The 18,082-nt window shown below is 53.7% G+C and carries 17 protein-coding genes; 6 read left to right on the top strand and 11 right to left on the bottom strand.

Features of this window, described 5'->3' with window-relative positions:
* Positions 1 to 571: 571 nt before the first annotated feature.
* On the top strand, positions 572 to 2,722 hold the full coding sequence (locus tag G5574_RS09740; RefSeq protein WP_039342318.1) for an ornithine decarboxylase: 2,151 nt from the start codon (positions 572 to 574) through the stop codon (positions 2,720 to 2,722).
* An 822-nt stretch (positions 2,723 to 3,544) separates the two neighbouring features.
* Here G5574_RS09740 and mltC read toward each other — a convergent pair.
* From mltC to melA, 5 genes are all read right to left on the bottom strand, one after another.
* The gene (mltC, locus tag G5574_RS09735) at positions 3,545 to 4,624 is read right to left on the bottom strand and encodes a membrane-bound lytic murein transglycosylase MltC (protein ID WP_033739669.1); all 1,080 of its coding nucleotides are present in this window, start codon (positions 4,622 to 4,624) and stop codon (positions 3,545 to 3,547) included.
* Between the two features lie 52 nt (positions 4,625 to 4,676).
* Positions 4,677 to 4,949: an oxidative damage protection protein gene (locus G5574_RS09730; RefSeq protein ID WP_006120869.1), complete on the bottom strand. Its 273-nt coding sequence runs from the start codon at positions 4,947 to 4,949 to the stop codon at positions 4,677 to 4,679.
* A complete protein-coding gene (mutY, locus tag G5574_RS09725) occupies positions 4,949 to 6,034 on the bottom strand; it encodes an A/G-specific adenine glycosylase (protein WP_164482547.1) in 1,086 nt (361 codons plus the stop codon). Before mutY ends, G5574_RS09730 begins: the two co-directional genes overlap by 1 nt.
* A 248-nt stretch (positions 6,035 to 6,282) precedes the next feature.
* Complete coding sequence (gene melB, locus G5574_RS09720) at positions 6,283 to 7,695, bottom strand: melibiose:sodium transporter MelB (RefSeq protein WP_133745647.1); 1,413 nt, start codon at positions 7,693 to 7,695, stop codon at positions 6,283 to 6,285.
* Positions 7,696 to 7,778: 83 nt separating this feature from the next.
* Entirely contained in the window at positions 7,779 to 9,134 is a 1,356-nt protein-coding gene (gene melA, locus G5574_RS09715) for an alpha-glucosidase/alpha-galactosidase (protein ID WP_110268370.1), read from the bottom strand.
* 252 nt (positions 9,135 to 9,386) lie between these two features.
* Here melA and melR point away from each other — a divergent pair, with 252 nt between their 5' ends.
* From melR to G5574_RS09695, 4 genes are all read left to right on the top strand, one after another.
* Positions 9,387 to 10,322, top strand: coding sequence for a transcriptional regulator MelR (gene melR / locus G5574_RS09710; protein WP_006120865.1), 936 nt, complete (start codon positions 9,387 to 9,389; stop codon positions 10,320 to 10,322).
* A 175-nt stretch (positions 10,323 to 10,497) separates the two neighbouring features.
* Positions 10,498 to 11,217, top strand: coding sequence for a tRNA (guanosine(46)-N7)-methyltransferase TrmB (gene trmB, locus G5574_RS09705; RefSeq protein ID WP_033739664.1), 720 nt, complete (start codon positions 10,498 to 10,500; stop codon positions 11,215 to 11,217).
* A complete protein-coding gene (locus G5574_RS09700) occupies positions 11,217 to 11,543 on the top strand; it encodes a YggL family protein (RefSeq protein WP_006120863.1) in 327 nt (108 codons plus the stop codon). Before trmB ends, G5574_RS09700 begins: the two co-directional genes overlap by 1 nt.
* 42 nt (positions 11,544 to 11,585) lie before the next feature.
* On the top strand, positions 11,586 to 12,302 hold the full coding sequence (locus G5574_RS09695) for a YggN family protein (protein WP_006120862.1): 717 nt from the start codon (positions 11,586 to 11,588) through the stop codon (positions 12,300 to 12,302).
* Between the two features lie 56 nt (positions 12,303 to 12,358).
* Here G5574_RS09695 and G5574_RS09690 read toward each other — a convergent pair whose 3' ends face one another.
* Genes G5574_RS09690 through G5574_RS09680 form a run of 3 tightly spaced genes read right to left on the bottom strand, consistent with a single transcriptional unit; the run spans position 12,359 to position 14,536 of the window.
* Positions 12,359 to 13,735 (bottom strand): PTS ascorbate transporter subunit IIC, encoded by a 1,377-nt coding sequence (locus tag G5574_RS09690; protein WP_033739662.1) that lies wholly within the window; start codon positions 13,733 to 13,735, stop codon positions 12,359 to 12,361.
* Positions 13,736 to 13,779: 44 nt separating this feature from the next.
* Positions 13,780 to 14,049, bottom strand: a complete 270-nt coding sequence (locus G5574_RS09685) for a PTS sugar transporter subunit IIB (protein WP_006120860.1) — start codon at positions 14,047 to 14,049, stop codon at positions 13,780 to 13,782.
* A gap of 25 nt (positions 14,050 to 14,074) precedes the next feature.
* Positions 14,075 to 14,536, bottom strand: coding sequence for a PTS sugar transporter subunit IIA (locus tag G5574_RS09680; protein ID WP_054633250.1), 462 nt, complete (start codon positions 14,534 to 14,536; stop codon positions 14,075 to 14,077).
* A 456-nt stretch (positions 14,537 to 14,992) separates the two neighbouring features.
* Here G5574_RS09680 and G5574_RS09675 point away from each other — a divergent pair, with 456 nt between their 5' ends.
* A complete protein-coding gene (locus G5574_RS09675; RefSeq protein WP_039339294.1) occupies positions 14,993 to 15,727 on the top strand; it encodes a GntR family transcriptional regulator in 735 nt (244 codons plus the stop codon).
* A 52-nt stretch (positions 15,728 to 15,779) separates the two neighbouring features.
* On the opposite strand, the gene hemW is transcribed toward G5574_RS09675, so the two are convergent.
* From hemW to G5574_RS09660, 3 genes are read right to left on the bottom strand one after another with little or no spacing between them, the layout of a single operon-like run.
* Positions 15,780 to 16,919, bottom strand: a complete 1,140-nt coding sequence (gene hemW / locus G5574_RS09670; protein WP_033739660.1) for a radical SAM family heme chaperone HemW — start codon at positions 16,917 to 16,919, stop codon at positions 15,780 to 15,782.
* Positions 16,912 to 17,505 (bottom strand): XTP/dITP diphosphatase, encoded by a 594-nt coding sequence (locus G5574_RS09665; RefSeq protein ID WP_133745648.1) that lies wholly within the window; start codon positions 17,503 to 17,505, stop codon positions 16,912 to 16,914. The genes hemW and G5574_RS09665 overlap by 8 nt, the downstream gene beginning before the upstream one ends.
* A 21-nt stretch (positions 17,506 to 17,526) precedes the next feature.
* A complete protein-coding gene (locus tag G5574_RS09660; protein WP_006120855.1) occupies positions 17,527 to 18,081 on the bottom strand; it encodes a YggT family protein in 555 nt (184 codons plus the stop codon).
* Between the last annotated feature and the right edge of the window lies 1 nt (position 18,082).

The raw sequence follows: 18,082 nt of genomic DNA, 5'->3' as shown, positions 1-18,082 counted from the left end.
TCAGGCGTAAGAATCATCAGGCAAGTCTACGCCCGACAGCCTGAGAGGGCCAGGTACTGGCCCGACAAGTACCCCGCTCTGAGGCATTATCAAACATCCCGGTGGCGGGGCGGCAATGTCCGGACATGGCATAATTTTGCATTGATTACAGAGGTTTAGTCGCTTAAAGATATTGCAACTGAATGATATGTATTGTTTTTTATTTTAAATTTATTGACCTGATATTTAACGTTGTCGGGTTGTCCCTGTCAGTAAAAAATGACATTATTGCCGCCACATTTTTCCCCGCCGCCATCCCAGACAGAGGACGCTATCATGTCCGGATCAATGCGTTTTTGCACTTGTTCCCACTCGCCAGACCTGGCGCGTGACCTGTTTTCCGCCGTCATACCGGTTACACAAATTTCCGTCACTATGCGGTGACGCCAACCTGGTCGTTGCTGTTGGACATGAGTAAGGACTACTCTTTACTGATGTCTATCGGTTTGGCCCGTCAGATATCATTCGCCGGGGAAATTTCCCTATTGCCGTGCCTCAGGCACCCACTCCCTGACTGTTAGGGATTTGTGTTATGACACCACTTAAAATTGCTGCCAGCGCTGCCGTTGCGCCAAGTCTGTCCCTGAATACTGCGCGCGACGTGGTCACGCTGGATAATACTGATTTTACCGATGTGGCGGCTGTGGTCGTCTCGCTTGCGGATACACGCAGTGGCGTGCTGGCCTTATTGCGGCATACCGGTTTTAACTTACCGGTGTTTGTTGCCAATGCCTTTGAAGAAGAGGTCATGCATCTGCCCGGCGTGACGGGTGAGTTGAACGGTGAACCGCAGGACTGGGCGGCACTGGAAACGGCGGCGCAGGCGTATGAAGCTGAGTTGCTGCCCCCGTTCTTTGAAACGCTGACCCGCTATGTCGATATGCAAAACAGTACATTTGCCTGCCCCGGTCATCAGGGCGGTGCCTTTTTTAAAAAGCATCCGGCAGGTAAGCAATTTTATGATTTTTATGGCGAAAACGTTTTTCGCTCAGACATGTGTAACGCTGACGTCAAGCTGGGCGATCTGCTGATCCATGAGGGATCGGCCAAGCATGCACAGAAGTTTGCTGCCAAAGTTTTTAATGCCGATAAAACCTACTTTGTGTTGAACGGCACCTCAAGCGCCAACAAAGTGGTCACGAATGCCTTGCTGACGCGCGGCGATTTAGTGCTGTTTGACCGCAACAACCACAAGTCCAACCACCATGGGGCGCTGATTCAGGCTGGCGCAACGCCCGTTTATCTCGAAGCGGCCCGTAATCCGTTTGGCTTCATTGGCGGCATTGACGCGCACTGTTTTGATGAGGATTATCTGCGTGCTCAGATCGCCAACGTGGCCCCTGAGCGTGCACAGGAAGCACGTCCTTTCCGCCTGGCGATTATCCAGTTAGGCACCTATGACGGCACGGTGTACAACGCGCGTCAGGTGGTGGATCGCATAGGTCATCTGTGTGACTACATCCTGTTTGACTCCGCCTGGCTGGGCTACGAACAGTTTATTCCGCTGATGGAAGGCTGCTCACCGCTGACGCTGTCGTTAAACGAAAACGATCCCGGCATTTTTGTGACGCAGTCGGTACACAAGCAGCTTGCGGGCTTTTCACAGACCTCGCAGATTCATAAAAAAGACAACCATATCCGCGGTCAGAAGCGTTTCTGCCCGCATAAGCGATTGAATAACGCCTTTATGCTGCACGCCTCTACCAGCCCGTTTTATCCGCTGTTTGCCGCACTGGATATTAACGCCAAAATGCACCAGGGCGAGGCGGGACGTCGCATGTGGGACGAGTGCGTCATGCTGGGCATTGAGGCGCGCAAGGCAATCTTTGAGCGCTGCGATATGATCCTGCCTTTTGTTCCTGAAACGGTGAACGGCAAACGCTGGCAGGATGCGCCCACAGAGGAGATCGCGCGGGATCTGCACTATTTCAGCTTCGAACCCAACGCCAAATGGCACGGTTTTGCGGGATACGATCGCGACCAGTACCGCGTCGATCCCTGCAAACTGCTGCTGACCACGCCGGGCATTGACGCGGCAAGCGGCGAATATGCTGACTTTGGGATTCCGGCGACGATCCTGGCCAACTACCTGCGTGAAAACGGCATCGTACCGGAAAAGTGTGACCTTAACTCCATCCTGTTTCTGCTTACGCCAGCGGAAAGTCCGGAGAAAATGGCCAACCTGGTCGCCATGCTGGCGCAGTTTGAGCAGCATGTAAAAGACGACACGTTGCTGGCTGAAGTCCTGCCCACGCTTTACCGTAAGAACGCCAAACGCTACGCCGGATACACGTTGCGCCGCCTGTGCCAGGAGATGCATGACCTGTACGTGAGCTTCAATGTGAAAGATCTGCAACGTCTCATGTTCCGTGAGCAGGGCTTACCTCAGGTCAAAGTGAATCCACAGGACGCACATCAGGCTTATATTCGCGGTGATGTGGAGCTGGTGCCGATTGCGTCAGCAGAAGGGCGCATCGCCGCGGAAGGCGCGCTGCCTTATCCGCCTGGCGTACTCTGTGTTGTTCCCGGTGAAGCCTGGGGTGGGGCGGTACAGCGTTATTTTCTTGCGCTGGAAGCAGGCATCAACCAGCTCCCGGGTTTTTCACCCGAGCTACAGGGCGTTTACACCGAGGAAGATGCCGAGGGACGTAAGTACCTGGTGGCGAACATGATGCAGGGGTAAGTGCTGGGTGGCTGTTTGCACAGCCTGGCTGGAATCAGGGGCCATGGCTGGCCCTGAGAAGGTTTGAGTCGCTGACAGCTTATGAAACACTGAGAGGGTTTCGCTCGCCAGGCGGCCTGGAGTTTCAGTCTGCCCGGTGCGGGCGACCGACAAGGGGCCGCCAGCCGCCGCGGCCCCTTGACCCCGTGCTCCCGTCCTGCCCACCCGCCGCTTCGCGGTGCCTTCGCTGCTTCAGGATTTCTGCGGACCGCCAGGACGCGCCATCCGTGGCGCGGCCCGGCTCTCGCCGACGTCCTGTCGGCTCATCCGGAAATCCCTCATCCGCTCAGCGGGTGGGAAGGCCGCTCCAAACCCCCGCTTCACTATCTCTGTGTTAAAGCCACTTCCATTGTCGCTGTAGGTGACCGGAAAGTCCTACAGTCTGCTGGTTTTGAATCAATGCCTGTTTATAAAAACTTTTTATGAATCCCACTGCACACATTCACTACAGACAACACCCGCTTTTAAAAGAAACCAGGACTGACAGGCGGGGGTTTTTCTGCCGGCATCCGGCGCGCTGAGGAGAGAACGGAGGGCAGGGCGGCGCGGCAGGGATGCCGCGACGAGGACGGCTGCGCCAGGGAGGGCGCATCCGGACGGCCCGTGAGGCCGGAGTGAGAGACGAAGGAACAACGACGGCTGACGGCCGCCGGGATTGTTAAGGGGCTGGCGCGAGCCCCTTAACACGTCCGCCTGCACGGGCAGGCTGAAACTCCCGGTCGCCTGGCGGGCGGAACCCGCTCAGAGCAACCCGCAGCACCTGCTGAGCGGAACCCCGCCAAATCAATACCTGTGATAACTCCGCTGCGCCGAACTCACCTTATACAAATACCGCCGCGATTCCGCCGACGGATGCTGCTTCGACAGCGTCTGATAAACCTGACCCGGCGACATACTGTTAATAATGGTAAAGGCACGATCTTTATCGCTGGAGAACACGCGCAGTACACTACCGGCGCCGCCGTTATAGGCGGTGATAACCGCATAGCGGCGTGAAACCGGATCCTGAATACCGGCCAGATAGTTGCTCTGCAGCAACGACAGATAGGCAGTACCGGCATCAATGTTGTTCTCGGGATCCAGCAGATAGCTGCGGCTCGGTTTGCCCCATTTGCCCTTCATGCGGAATACATCCACACCGGCGGTATGCTGCACTACCTGCATCAGCCCGAGCGCATCAGAATGGCTGACTGCGTAGGGGTTAAAGCTGGATTCGGTCTGCATAATAGCCAGAATCAGAGACGCATCTACACCGTACTCTTCGGCGGCTTTACGCACCATAGGCAGATATTTATGCGCACGCTTATCCAGATGGTTTGGCACCATCGGAATCGTGACCGAGTAGATCACATGCAGGCCGGACGTACGGCGTTGCAGTTTATTGGCAATCAAGTAGTCAGCAAAGGCCTGAGCACGTCCCTGCCAGCGAATCGCCTGACCGGTGTTATCCAGCACCTGTCCGTACAACAACGGCTCTTTACTGATCTGAATGTCGTTAGCATCAGAGTAGAGATCGACATTTCCCGGATCGTCGCCGATCAGTAACGTAGTCACGATCGCCTGACGCAGACTGGCGGCAGGATCGGTACCGGAAATGGTCTCAATGGTGATGTTCCCGCTTTCAAAGTTGATGTGGCTGCGGGTGTAATAATTGTCGGTGTATTTAACGTAGTCTTTCGGTCCGGCGATCAGGACCTCATTGATACCCCAGATGTTCTCAATGTTATGGGCGAATTGCCCCATCAGAATGTCAAATCCGTTGGTATCTTTGACCCATTCCTCTGAATATTCCGGATGTTTTTTACCGGAGCAGGACACCAAAAGGGGGGCAATCACCAGCAGGGCTATCAGCTTTTTATTCATCTAAAATACGTGCCTGACCTGGAAAACGGCCTCAACACGGAGGCCAATAAAGTTATGCTTCGGGTGGCGTGTAGCCTTCAATATGAACGTCTTTACCTTCGAACAGGAAATTAATCATTTCCTTTTCCAGTACCTTGCGATCGTCGGGATTCATCATATTGAGTTTTTTCTCGTTGATCAGCATCGTCTGCTTAGCCATCCATTGCTGCCAGGCTTCTTTCGAGATTTCATTGTAAATGCGTTTTCCCAGATCGCCAGGGTAGAGCTGAAAATCCTGCCCTTCAGCGTCGCGTTGTAAAAAAGTACAAAAAATGGTGCGGCTCATTACTCTTCCTCATTAATCTCACCGTCGCCCACAGGCAACGGCTGGGGATGGCGCAGTTCGTGTAAAAGACGCTCTACAGGTGCGGCTAATCCCACAGATGGCGGCAGCGTTAAGTTATACCAGAGACCGCCAGCTTCATCCATTAATGCCCCGGCAGAAGGCCATGACAGCCACATGGGAACGATATCCAGATGAAAATGGCTGAAGGTGTGACGAAATGCCGTAAGCTGCTGCGGTTTGGCATGGATGCCGCGCGTCGACAGCCAGGCGTTCAGATCGTCTTCGCTGGTGAACTGCGGGAAGCAGAATAAACCGCCCCATAACCCGACCGGCGGGCGCTGTTCAAGCCAGACATTGTCGCCGTTTTGCATCATCAAAAACCAGCCGCTGCGTTCAGGCAACGTCTGCTTAGGTTTTTTGCCCGGATAGTTTGCCCAGCTGTTCGTCGCGCGGGCTTCGCAACCATCGCTGAGCGGGCAGATTTCACATTTCGGGCGCGAGCGGGTGCAAACCATGGCGCCCAGATCCATCATGGCCTGGTTAAACTGACTGACGCCCTCGGCTGGCGTCACGTCTTCACTAATTTGCCACAGCCGTTTTTCAACATCTTTCTTGCCCGGCCAGCCAGCCACTGCGTAACAGCGAGCCAAAACCCGTTTCACGTTACCGTCCAGAATCGGGAAGTGCAGGCCCAGCGATAGCGATAAGATCGCACCCGCTGTCGAGCGGCCTACGCCGGGCAGCGCGGCGACGTCATCGTAGTTGCGCGGGAACGCGCCGCCGTGCATCTCAACCACCTGTTTGGCGGCTTTGTGCAGGTTACGCGCACGCGCGTAGTAACCCAGACCGGTCCAGAGATGCAGCACTTCGTCCAGCGGCGCGGCGGCCAGATCGCTGACGGTCGGAAAGCGCGCCATAAAGCGCTCAAAATAGGGGATAACGGTGGCGACCTGGGTTTGCTGTAACATCACTTCGGACAGCCACACCTTATAAGGTGTTTTCTCCAACTGCCACGGCAGGGTTTTGCGGCCAAAGCGTTGATACCAGTCCAGCACCTGTTGCGCGAACTGCGGGGCTTGCATCATAAAGGGGATATTTCCGTGATTACGCGACATTCAGGCGGGAATTCCAGCATAAGCGCCACTGAGAGTAAACCTGAAGATTGCAAAGGCCTGTTTCTTTCTGGTGGCCACTGACGCCCGGTTGTCAGATAAGGCCGGTTACACACAAGAAGGCGATGGAAATGTTGCTGATAAAACACGGGTTGTTTCTCGTTTTCGGGCATAGCCGAAAGTCAGACTTAAAACAGAAGCCCCGGGTCGGGGCTTCGCGTTTAAATTTTTATCTCTTTGGTTGCTGCGATCGGCACCGCTTCCTTTTCCGGTGGCTTACGGTATTTATCCAGCAGGCGGATGTGAATTTTCCGTAGCATGTCGCCGTTCAGTGTATAGAAACGGAAATAGAGCAGCAGCGTCAGGGCAAAAAAGACAGCGGGCAGCACGATCATAATAAACTGCATGCCAGCAAGGGTTTCCTGCGACTGGTTGATGTTGGGCAGATAGCCAATCATGCCCAGCACGACAGCGATAAAGAAAGCCGCCAGCGCAGAGCCGCCTTTAACGACCATGGTTTGCACCGAATAGGCAATGCTTTCACAGCGCACATGCAGTTTGTATTCGCCATAATCTACGGTATCCGCCACCATAATTACCTGAAGCACCCAGAAAAGCGCCGTTCCGGTATTGAATAAAATCCCGGCAACAACGATTAAGGATGTCGCGTGACTGCCTGCTAATGCCATAGCGAACAGCACACCGCCGCTCAGAATCGGCAGGGCAGACGCCGACGCCCATAGTATCCGGCGTGACAGCAGATTCACTAATTTGGGGAACAGAACCAGTGTTGCCAGGTTCGCCGCGCCAGCATAGGAGAGGTAGTAAGGGAAGAGACTGGCATCGCCGATCACATAGGTAAAATAGTAAATCGCAAAACCGGTAATGATATTCGCCGCAATGTTATAGGCCAGCGCCATACCGAGCAGGCAGGCAAGCTGATCGTTGCGGTAGATAAGGCCGACGATCGCGCTCAGTCCCATCCGGCCGCCGTCCTGGGTCTGCGCGCCGTCTGATGAATAAACCTCATGAACATTACGCAGCGTGATGAGGGTTGCCGCGATGAAAAACACGATCAGGAGCAGGGTAAACATCTGAAAGCCAAAGCCGCGATCGTCGCCCCCGATATAACTGACAAACGGTAGCGCAATGCCGGCCGTGACAAAGGAGGCGAGGCTGGCAAAAAAGCGTGGCCAGGGCACCAGCTCTTCGCGCTCACGTTTGTCCAGCGTAATGGTCGGTACCAGTGACCAGAACGGAATATCCATTATGGTATAGGTCATTCCCCACAGAATGTAGGTGACCCAGACAAAAACCAGCTGTGTCGTCCCTTCAAACAGGTGGGCGCTAAATAACGCGAACAGCACCAGCGAGTTTGTCAGCGTGCCAGTTAAAATCCAGGGTTTAAATTTCCCCCAGCGAGAACGTGTAATGGTAACGATCCATCCCATAATGGGATCGTTAATCGCATCCCAGATTCGGGCGACTAAAAACAGCGTGCCGACCATGCCAACCGATAATCCCACCACGTCGGTGTAGTAATACATCAGGTAGAGGTAAACAATGCCAATCGCGAAGTCTTTTCCAAACGCACCACATCCGTAACTGAGTTTTGTCGTTATCGAAATGCTCATCGGTTGCCGGGTCGCTGTTGCCAGCGCCCGCTCACTGTTATGACGTAGAATCGCGACCGGACATAGCATCCGGCGACAAAGAATTAACGATGAAGCCAGGCGGGCAGCCAACTGCCATGCTCAGTGATGAGTTCGTCCACCAGTGCATAGATCTCATCAAGGCTTAATACCGCTGCCGTATGCGGATCCAGCATGGCGGCGTGATAAACCCGATCGCGGTTTTCAGTCAGAATGGCTTCGGTCAGCAGCGTCTGCACATTGATATTGGTTTGCATCATGGCGGCCAGATGTGACGGAATCGTGCCGACTTTGGTGGGCTGAATCCCATTGGCATCGACCAGACAAGCGACTTCCACGCAGCATCCCTGCGGCAGATTATCGATCAGGCTATCATTACGCACGTTGCCATAAATGACCGCCGGTTCGCCGGTCCAGATAGCGTTCATAATCGTGCTGGCGTACTCACGTGAGGGTTTGCTTTCAATACGTTCGGCGCGACGGTAACGTGCCAGTTCTGCTCGCCATTCCGCCAGTTGTTCTTCACAACGTTTGGGATATTCATCCAGCGGAATCTGATACCGTTCAATAAGATCTTCGCGGCCTGGTTTGATAAACCACGGCGTATATTCTGCGAAGTGCTCTGAGGATTCGGTGACGAAATAGCCCAGCTTTTTGAACATTTCATAGCGCACAATGTTGGGACAGCGCGTATTGCCGTGCAGGTTGGGCTTCGGCACCTGGCCAGCGTTCCAAGCCGCCAGCAGGTCGGGATAGAGATCAACGTAACTGCCGTCAGCGGTTTTACGCTCCAGCGTCAGATAAAACGCCATATGATTAATCCCGGCGCAGCGGTAACGCAGATCGGCAGGATTTAAATTCAGATCGTTGGCCAGTTCCTCCGCCGTTCCCTGTACCGAGTGGCACAGCCCAACCTGTTTGATATGGGGATAGCGCGCATACATTGCCCAGGTGTTCATCGCCATGGGGTTGACGTAATTAAGCAGGGTGGCATGCGGGCAGACTTCCGTCATGTCTTCGCAAATCTGCCACAGGTGCGGGATGGTGCGCAGGGCGCGCATAATGCCGCCGGGGCCCAGCGTATCGGCTATGGTCTGCTCCAGACCATAGCGTTTACAGACCTCAAAATCGGTGACGGTACAGGGCTGATAGCCGCCTATCTGAAAGGCGACCACGACAAAATCCGCATCCGCTAAGGCCGCTTTCTGCTCGCTGTGGCAGGTAATCTGGCCAGCCGCGCCCGCGGAATCCATAAGTTTACTGACGACGGTATAGGATTCTTCAAGCCGGGTTGCATCAATATCCATCAGGGCAATATGGGCCGATTTTAGCGCATCGCGATGGAAAACATCGCCAAGGATATTCTTGACGAAGATAGTGGAACCCGCGCCAATAAAGGTAATTTTGGGTGCAGACATCAGAACGCTCCATGACAGGGTGGGATAATCTCATGGTGGCACGCTGTGCGGGCGAAAACTTCCGTCTTATCGGATGAGCATTCCCAAAAACTCAGATCAGATGCTGGCAACGAACAGATCTGAGTTTTTGGGATAAATTAACGTAAAAAGAAGAGTATCTGGTCTGAAAGAGCGCTTAGTATAGGGAATCCACTGCTGTTTTTGGCCGTCTCCGCGGGTACGCTGGGCGGGGTTCTGATAATTCAGGAGAGAATCATGACGACATTACAGCCCGTTGCCACGCTGCCGCCCGATCCGCATATGTGCAGCAGTGACGAAAAGCAAACCCGCAGCCCGCTGTCGCTCTATTCCGAATATCAACGTATGGATATCGAACTGCGTCGGCCGCTGGCGATGAGCAGCTGTCACTGGCATGGGCAGGTTGAGGTCAATGTGCCGTTCGACGGGGACGTGGAATATTTAATCAATAATGAAGTCGTACAGATTAAGCAGGGCTATATCACGCTGTTTTGGGCCTGTACACCGCACCAGCTTACCCGGCCCGGTAACTGCCAGAACATGGCTATCCTTAATCTGCCGATGCATCTGTTTCTGTCATGGCCGCTCGACCGGGAACTCATCAATCATGTCACACATGGCATGGTGATTAAGTCTGTGGCAAAACAGCAGCTCAGCGCCTTTGAAGTGCAGCGCTGGCAGCAGGAACTGAACAGCCCGGATGAACAGATTCGCCAGCTTGCTGTGGATGAAATTGGCCTGATGCTTAAACGCTTTAGTCTGTCAGGGTGGCAGCCTGTGCTGGTGAACAAAACGTCGCGGACACACAAAAACAGCGTGTCGCGCCATGCGCAGTTTTATGTCAGCCAGATGCTGAGCTATATTGCCGACAATTATGACCAGGCTCTGACAATCAATGACGTCGCAGAGCACGTCAAGCTTAATGCAAACTATGCCATGGGCATCTTTCAACGCGTCATGCAGCTTACGCTAAAACAGTACATTACCGCGATGCGCATTAACCATGTCCGGGCGCTGCTGAGCGATACCGATATTACCGTGCTGGATGTGGCGCTTACGGCCGGCTTCCGTTCCAGTAGTCGCTTTTACAGCACCTTTGCCAGGTATGTCGGCATGTCGCCACAACAGTACCGCAAGCTCAGTCAGCAACGGCGGCAGACCATGACGTTATAATTCTGTTTCCGGCCAGCAGCCTCCCAGGCAATTTTCTTGCATTACTCTACACTCAGGCAGGAAAACGCATGTCAAAACACGCCGGGTGCGCGCGGAAAGTGGCAAAGGCTTGCTTCTGCTTTTGAACTTTGCATAATGCCCGTTTCCCTGAACAGGCTAACCAGCAGGCTTCAACATGATTAATGACGTCATCACCCCAGAATATGATGAAAATGGACGCCCGTTGCGTCGGATTCGTAGTTTTGTGCGCCGCCAGGGCCGCTTAACCAAAGGCCAGCAGCAGGCGCTGGACAACTACTGGCCGGAAATGGGTGTTGAATATCAGCCAGAGCCCATTGATTTGCCCGCGCTGTTTGGGCGCGATGCGCCTGTCACGCTGGAGATCGGTTTTGGTATGGGCGCGTCGCTGGTCACCATGGCGCAAAATAATCCGCATCAAAACTTCCTGGGCATTGAAGTGCATGCGCCCGGCGTGGGAGCCTGCCTGGCGTCGGCGAAAGAGGCCAATGTCAGCAATCTGCGGGTGATGTGTCATGATGCGGTGGAAGTGCTGGAGAAAATGATCCCGGATAATTCACTGCGCATGGTTCAGCTGTTCTTTCCCGATCCGTGGCATAAAGCCCGTCACAACAAACGCCGTATCGTGCAGGTGCCGTTTGCCGAGCTTGTGATGCGTAAACTGAAACTGGGCGGTGTGTTCCATATGGCGACCGACTGGGAAGCCTATGCCGGGCATATGCTTGAGGTGATGAGCAGCATCGCGGGTTACCGAAACCTGTCTGAAGACAATACGTATGTGCCGCGTCCTGAGACGCGTCCACTGACCAAATTTGAGCAGCGCGGGCAGCGTTTGGGCCATGGCGTTTGGGATTTAATGTTTGAGAGGGTGAAATAATGGCCACACAACGCAGCCGTCGTTTACGTAAAAAATTGCATATTGATGAGTTTCAGGAGCTGGGCTTTTCCGTAGCCTGGCGCTTCCCGGACGGCACCTCTGAAGAGGTTATCGACGAAACGCTGAATCAGTTTATTAACGAAGCGATCGATCCCAATGGCCTGGCTTATGACGGCAGCGGCTATCTGGCCTGGGAAGGGCTAATCTGCCTGCAGCAAACCGGTAAATGTACCGAGGAACATCGCGAGCTGGTACGTAAATGGCTGGAAGATCGCCAGTTACTGGATGTGAAGGTGACCGAACTCTTTGACGTCTGGTGGGACTAAGTTACCAGCGATGTCGCTTTCACACCCAGACAGGGAGAACGTATGATTCGTAACGTGCTGGTCGCTGGCCTCTTGCTGGCGGCAACGCAGGCCCAGGCGGCCTGGGAATGCAGCGTTAAACCACAGGATGATGTGGTCATTAGCCCACAAAACGTGCAGGTCGTTGGCGCAAACGGCAATCTTGTGATTTCGCCGCAGGGCGATGTGCAGTTCAACGGGCAAAAAATCACGATGAACGCCGCCAGTCGTCAGCAGGCCATTAATTACCAAAATGCGTTACGTCGCGATCTGCCGTGGATCGATAACGGTGCCACCTCCCGTCTGGAGAAAGGTCGGCTGGCGCTGGATAAGATCATCACTGAGCAGGTAGGGGAATCAAGCCGCTTGCACAGCCGACTGGCCACGCTGAATGCCCAGTTAAAAACCCAGATGAACCGCATTATTGAACATCGCAGTGACGGACTGACGTTCCATCACCAGGCGATCGATCAGGTTCGTGCCGATGGGCAGCAACTGGTGAATCAGGCGATGGGCGGTATCCTGCAGGACAGCATTAATGAGATGGGGACGAAAGCCATGACCAACGGTGGCGGCAGCGGGCTGCAGGGGTTGATGGGTAACCTTGGTGGTCTGCAGAACGCCATTCAGAGCGAATGGAATAATCAGGAAACGGACTTCCAGCAGTTTGGTAAAGACGTCTGTAACCGGGTTATCTCGCTGGAAAAAGACCGTAAAACGCTGGTTAAATCATTTAACTAACCCGTTTTATGTCCTGCCCTGTTAAGAAGGGGCTGAATCATCAGCCCCGTTTTGTCTCAGTCGCTGTTAGCTTCTTTGGTCACGGTCTTGTTACCGGCGACATAGTTATAGATCACCAGCAGCGCAAAGATGCCCGTAATAATCATGGTAATGGTGCCTTTATCGAGGAACCTCGCCATATTACCCAGCAGAATCCCTGTCACGCCAAAGTCCGTATCTGAGAATGTGGTATTCGTCAGACCAATCGCACCCAGCACAGGCAGTAACGCAACCGGCAGGAAGGTAATCAGAATACCGTGTGCAAAGGCGCCAATCATCGCACCCCGCTTGCCGCCCGTCGCATTGCCAAAGACGCCCGCCGTCGCCCCGCAGAAAAAGTGCGGCACCACGCCGGGCAAAATCAGCACCCAGTGCAACTGCCCAAGGATAAACAACCCGACGAGTCCACCGATAAAGCTGGAAATAAAGCCGACCAGAACGGCATTGGGCGCATAGGGAAACACGATAGGGCAGTCCAGAGCAGGACGCGCGCTGGGCACCAGCTTCTCTGAAAACCCGGTAAAGGCCGGTACAATCTCCGCCAGAATTAAGCGCACGCCCTGCAGGATAATAAAGACCCCGGCAGCAAAGGTAATGGCCTGCACAAACGAATACACCAGATAGTTTTGACCATGGCTGAACTGACTTTCAACATACTCTCTGCCCGCCGAGACGGACAAAATAAAATAGATGATCATCATGGTCAGAGAGATGGAGATGGTACTGTCGCGCAAAAAACTCAGGTTTTTGGGCATGTTCATCTCTTCGGTGGACTTTGAACCTTTGCCCACTATAGAGCCTATCCAGCCTGACAGGACATAACCCACCGTGCCGGTATGAGCCAGCGCAACCTGATCGTGACCGATAATTTTACGCATATAGGGCTGAGCCAGGGCCGGGAAAAAGGCCATCAGCATGCCCAGCGTCAGCGAACCGGTATAAATCAGCTGCACACCTTCAAAACCGGCAACGGACAGAATAATGGCAATCATACAGGCCATATAGAAGGTGACGTGGCCAGAGAGATAGATATATTTCAGGCGGGTAAAGCGGGCGACGGTAATGTTTGCCACCATGCCGAACGCCATAATCAGCGTGGTAGGCGCGCCGTATTTCGCCAGCGCGATGGATACCATCGCTTCGTTATTAGGAATAATGCCCTGAACGTTGAATGCGTGCTTAAAAATATCGCCGAGCGGCGTCAGCGAGCCCACCAGAACGGTGGCACCGCCTGCCAGCACTAAAAAGCCCAGAATCGTTTTTACCGTTCCCTTTATCACATCCGGCAACGGCTTGCGCTGCGCGATCAGGCCGAACATCGCGACTAACCCGACCAGAATCGAAGGGACTTTCAGCACATCGACAACTACCAGTAAAAGGTTTTGTATAAACATAATAACCTCAGCGGTAAGTGTTCTTATCAAAGGGGATAACGGTGTTATTTGTTGAAGTAGTCGCGAATTTTCTGCTCAACTTCTTTCAGGTCGATGATGTTGTTGATGATAATGACTTTTTCCGGGGGCAGATTAGCGCTGTAGGCGATGTCTTTTGCCATCACGAATACATCTGCGACGTCCGGCGTCACCGAGCCGAGGTCGGCATGTTCGACCTCCGCCGTCATATCAATCGCTTTAAGCACTTTTTTGATGTTCATTTCCATCATGAAGCTGCTTCCCAGGCCTGAACCACACACTGCCATAATTTTCATAACTACCTCTTCTTATTTGAAATTGTTAACTGATAAGGTCGTCTGCCAGCAGAACCGTGCACAGTTCCTGCTGGCTTTGTGCGTGATAAACGCGTTGCATGATGTCCTCGTCTGTCAGCACTTCAGCCAGCTGCGAAATCATCTCGATATGGCTGTTGCTGTCAGGGGCCGAGAACATAAAAAGGATGTCGACAGGATCGTTTTCATCAGCATCAAAGTTGACAGGGGTTGCCAGTTTCACGACGGACAAGCCCAGTTTCTTCGCGCCCTGTTCAGGACGCGCATGTGGCATCGCGATTCGGGGGGCGATCACGAAGTAGGGGCCGGTCTCTTCTTTGAGCCGGACGATGGTGTCAATGTAATCCTGCGAAATAGCGCCTTCACGGCAGAGAGGATTACCGGTGACCTGAATCGCCTCTTTCCAGTCGGAAACGCGCTCAATGTATTGAATTTTTTCAGCATTCAGCCATTGGGTAAGATTTGCCATACGGTGTCCTGGATAAAAAAGTTGGGCCAGCAGGCAGGCTGCTTGTCATTGCAAGATGTACAGTCAGCTTTTTGCCTTTTTCAGGCGGTCAACCTGTTTGTTTTTCCTGATTCTCTTCCACACACGTCAGGGTAGATAAAAAGTCAAAACCAGTTATTTGATTAGTAATGACTTTTATTGCTAAAGCAGGCGTCAGTTCTGACAATTGCCTGTTGCACAAATTTATTTATACGTATAGACATGTTTAACGTGTCTAGTCATCTTGATGATGCACCTCGACCTGTACAGATACAATATGCAAGAATCAATTCTGGCTGGACAGGCGACACTGGAGTGCAAAATCGTTAGCTGGATCACACTGGTTCCTGTCTCACTCATACGCAGTGACGGAAATCAGGCATACAGGCGATGCGGCGGCGCACCGCAGGCACGGGCTTACTATTCGGGAACAGCGTGATGTTCGATGGCATAACAGAGAAACAAAAAGAGGTTGTCGACTATATTCTGACCAAGATCATGCAGGACGGACTGCTGCCGGGCGACAAGCTGGATACCGAAATTGCGATAGCAAAGAACATCGGTATCACCCGGGCGACGGTACGGGAAGCAACCCGTATTCTGATTGAGCAGCAGCGTATTTATCGCGTGAAGGGGTCGGGACTGTTTGTCGGTTCTATCGGCAAGAGCAATCACGCCGGCCGGTTCCATGCGCTTTCGCCCTTTGATTATCAGGCTCATAAAAAAGGCCATAAAGCGGTCAGGAAGGTGCTCACTGCCAGCATCATCAAGGTGCCCGGACCGGAGATGGCGCAGGCGTTACGTATCAGAAACAGCGATCAGATATACAAAATTCTTCGACTGATGTGCTTTGACGATATTCCCGTGGCGCTGGAATATATCCACCTGCCTGTCAGCCTGTTCAGCAGCATGGAGTTTGGCCGGCTGGAAATCTCGAAATACTCTTACATTGAACAAATCACCGGCAAAAAGATTCAGCGCCGCGACCAGCAGCTTAATGCGATTAACGTGACCGACAGTGAGCAACTCAGACTGCTGAATTTTAGTGCGAATGAGGCGGCGTTGGAGATTAATGAGACGGTTTATCTGGATGATGGCATGCCCTGCGAGGTGAACATTGCCATCATCAATACCCGGTTGTTGCAACTGAGACAGAATACTGAGCGCGGATAAGGATTCGGCCTCCTTCATACAGCCGCAGTTTGCACGCCGAACCCGAAGCGCGTTACTCGTCGGCCAGGAACAGTTCCAGTAGCGAGTTCAGAAACAGTTTGCCCTTCTCGGTAATTTGCCAGATGTCCGCTGTTTCAGTGATGTAACCTGCGGCAATAGCCTGATCGAGCTGTGGACGAATCAGCGCTTCATTCAGCCCGGTATAGCGGCTGAAGTCCGCGCGTGGCGCAGGCTCCAGCAACCGGAAACGGTTCATAAAGAACTCGAACGGCTTGTCACTGTCTGCTACCTCGTACTGTTTATCGAGATAGTTGCCCTTCATAAAACCCCGGGGATGGCGCACTTTGACCGTGCGAACAATACGGCCATCGGGTTGGGTCAGCTTGCCATGGGCACCACAGCCAATCCCAAGATAATCGCCAAAACGCCAGTAATTCAGGTTGTGCTCACAGCGGTATCCCGGTTTGGCATAGGCCGATGTTTCATATTGCTCATAACCGGCAGCGGTCAGCAGCTGATGTCCCTGCTCAAAGATGTCCCACAACGCATCGTCGTCGGGCAATTTAGGCGGACGTGAGCCAAACAACGTATTCGGTTCGATGGTCAGCTGATACCAGGACAAATGCGGAGGATTAAGCGCGATCGCCTGACGCAAATCGTCCAGCGCTTCCGTCAGTGACTGGTCGGGCAAACCGTGCATCAGATCGAGGTTAAAGCTGCGCAGGTTCAGGCCCTGCGCCAGCGCCGCGGCGCGCTTCGCTTCCTCGGGACCATGGATGCGACCGAGGCGTTCCAGCTTCTGCGGGCTAAAGCTTTGTACCCCAATGGAGATGCGGTTAATCCCGGCGCGCTGATAGGCGCTGAAACGGTCGGCTTCCACCGTGCCTGGATTCGCCTCCATCGTAATCTCCGCCCCTTCTGCCAGCGTCAGGCGCGCGCGTACGCCATCCATCAGCATCTGCATCGCGCTACTGCTTAACAGGCTTGGCGTTCCGCCACCGATAAATATCGTGCGTACGTCACGTCCGTGAATCAGCGGCAGATCGTTTTCAAGATCGCGCAGCAGGTGCTGCACATACTCAATGTGCGGCACCTCATCTTTTAACGCGTGAGAATTAAAATCGCAGTAAGGGCATTTCTGGACGCACCAGGGAATATGGATATATAAACTCAGCGGGGGTAAATCAGGCATTACGCATCGCTTCCAGTAACAGCGTCAATGCTTTACCTCGATGAGAGACTTTTCCTTTCTCTGCTTTTGTCAGTTCGGCGGCGGTTTTACCCAATGCCGGAATGTAGAACACCGGGTCGTAGCCGAAGCCGCCTTCACCGGCTGGGGTGCGGGTGATTTCGCCGTCCCAGGCGCCGTGAAACACCAGCGGCGTCGGATCGGCAGCGTGACGTAAATACACCAGCACACAGTGGAACTGGGCCTGACGCTGTCCGTCCGGGGTGCTTTCCAGCGCCTGAAGCAGCTTTTCCAGGTTCTGTTGGTCACTGGCGTCGTCACCGGCATAGCGAGCCGAATAAATGCCCGGTGCGCCGTCCAGCGCGTTGACGGCCAGCCCGGAGTCATCTGCGATAGCGGGCAGCCCGGTCACCTGCGCGGCATGGCGCGCTTTCAGGATGGCGTTTTCAATAAAGGTCAGGCCGGTCTCCTCGGCGGATTCAACGCCGAGGTCGGTTTGCGCCACGATATCCAGACCAAAGGCGGAGAGCAGATCCGCCAGTTCACGGACTTTGCCGGGATTACCGGTGGCAAGAACAACTTTTTGCATAACAGTTCCAGTTTGGTTCATTTACAGCAAATACCAGAGACCCGGGAACAGGTCCATGCCGAGGAAATTCAGGGCATACAGCACCAGAATGACGATCATGGCGGAGAAGTCGATGCCGCCCATCGCGGGCAGAATGCGGCGAATCGGCGCCATTAACGGCTCGGTCAGCTGAATCAGCACATAGTCCATCGGACCGCGGCCCTGGCTGATCCAGCTCATCAGGGAACGGATAATAATGACCCAGAACACCAGATAACCGGCGGATTTCAGTAGCGACAGCAGGCCGACCAGCAAGTTAGCGGGATCGACAGAGAACACGCCGACCTGAATCAGCAGCAGAAGCGGATATTTCAGCGTAGTGAGCACAAACGCCAGCAGCAGAGAAGCCGTATCAATCGGACCCAGCGCAGGCAGAATGCGACGCAACGGTTTTACAATCGGCTGAGTAATCTTCACGACAAACTGGGCAAGCGGATTATAAAAATCGCAACGTGACCACTGCATCCAGATGCGCAGCAACAGCACCATGACGTAGAGATCGATTAGCGTTTTTACCAAAAACGTCATTGTTAACATG

Origin of the sequence: Pantoea stewartii (assembly GCF_011044475.1) — a bacterium.
GTDB classification, from domain to species: domain Bacteria; phylum Pseudomonadota; class Gammaproteobacteria; order Enterobacterales; family Enterobacteriaceae; genus Pantoea; species Pantoea stewartii.
This window is presented reverse-complemented; position numbering and strand designations above follow the sequence as displayed.

Coding starts and splice junctions, on each gene's coding strand:
- G5574_RS09740 (WP_039342318.1), top strand. CDS start 572: ATGACACCACTTAAAATTGCTGCCAGCGCTGCCGTTGCGCCAAGTCTG.
- mltC (WP_033739669.1), bottom strand. CDS start 4,624: ATGAATAAAAAGCTGATAGCCCTGCTGGTGATTGCCCCCCTTTTGGTG.
- G5574_RS09730 (WP_006120869.1), bottom strand. CDS start 4,949: ATGAGCCGCACCATTTTTTGTACTTTTTTACAACGCGACGCTGAAGGG.
- mutY (WP_164482547.1), bottom strand. CDS start 6,034: ATGATGCAAGCCCCGCAGTTCGCGCAACAGGTGCTGGACTGGTATCAA.
- melB (WP_133745647.1), bottom strand. CDS start 7,695: ATGAGCATTTCGATAACGACAAAACTCAGTTACGGATGTGGTGCGTTT.
- melR (WP_006120865.1), top strand. CDS start 9,387: ATGACGACATTACAGCCCGTTGCCACGCTGCCGCCCGATCCGCATATG.
- trmB (WP_033739664.1), top strand. CDS start 10,498: ATGATTAATGACGTCATCACCCCAGAATATGATGAAAATGGACGCCCG.
- G5574_RS09700 (WP_006120863.1), top strand. CDS start 11,217: ATGGCCACACAACGCAGCCGTCGTTTACGTAAAAAATTGCATATTGAT.
- G5574_RS09695 (WP_006120862.1), top strand. CDS start 11,586: ATGATTCGTAACGTGCTGGTCGCTGGCCTCTTGCTGGCGGCAACGCAG.
- G5574_RS09690 (WP_033739662.1), bottom strand. CDS start 13,735: ATGTTTATACAAAACCTTTTACTGGTAGTTGTCGATGTGCTGAAAGTC.
- G5574_RS09685 (WP_006120860.1), bottom strand. CDS start 14,049: ATGAAAATTATGGCAGTGTGTGGTTCAGGCCTGGGAAGCAGCTTCATG.
- G5574_RS09680 (WP_054633250.1), bottom strand. CDS start 14,536: ATGGCAAATCTTACCCAATGGCTGAATGCTGAAAAAATTCAATACATT.
- G5574_RS09675 (WP_039339294.1), top strand. CDS start 14,993: ATGTTCGATGGCATAACAGAGAAACAAAAAGAGGTTGTCGACTATATT.
- hemW (WP_033739660.1), bottom strand. CDS start 16,919: ATGCCTGATTTACCCCCGCTGAGTTTATATATCCATATTCCCTGGTGC.
- G5574_RS09665 (WP_133745648.1), bottom strand. CDS start 17,505: ATGCAAAAAGTTGTTCTTGCCACCGGTAATCCCGGCAAAGTCCGTGAA.
- G5574_RS09660 (WP_006120855.1), bottom strand. CDS start 18,081: ATGTTAACAATGACGTTTTTGGTAAAAACGCTAATCGATCTCTACGTC.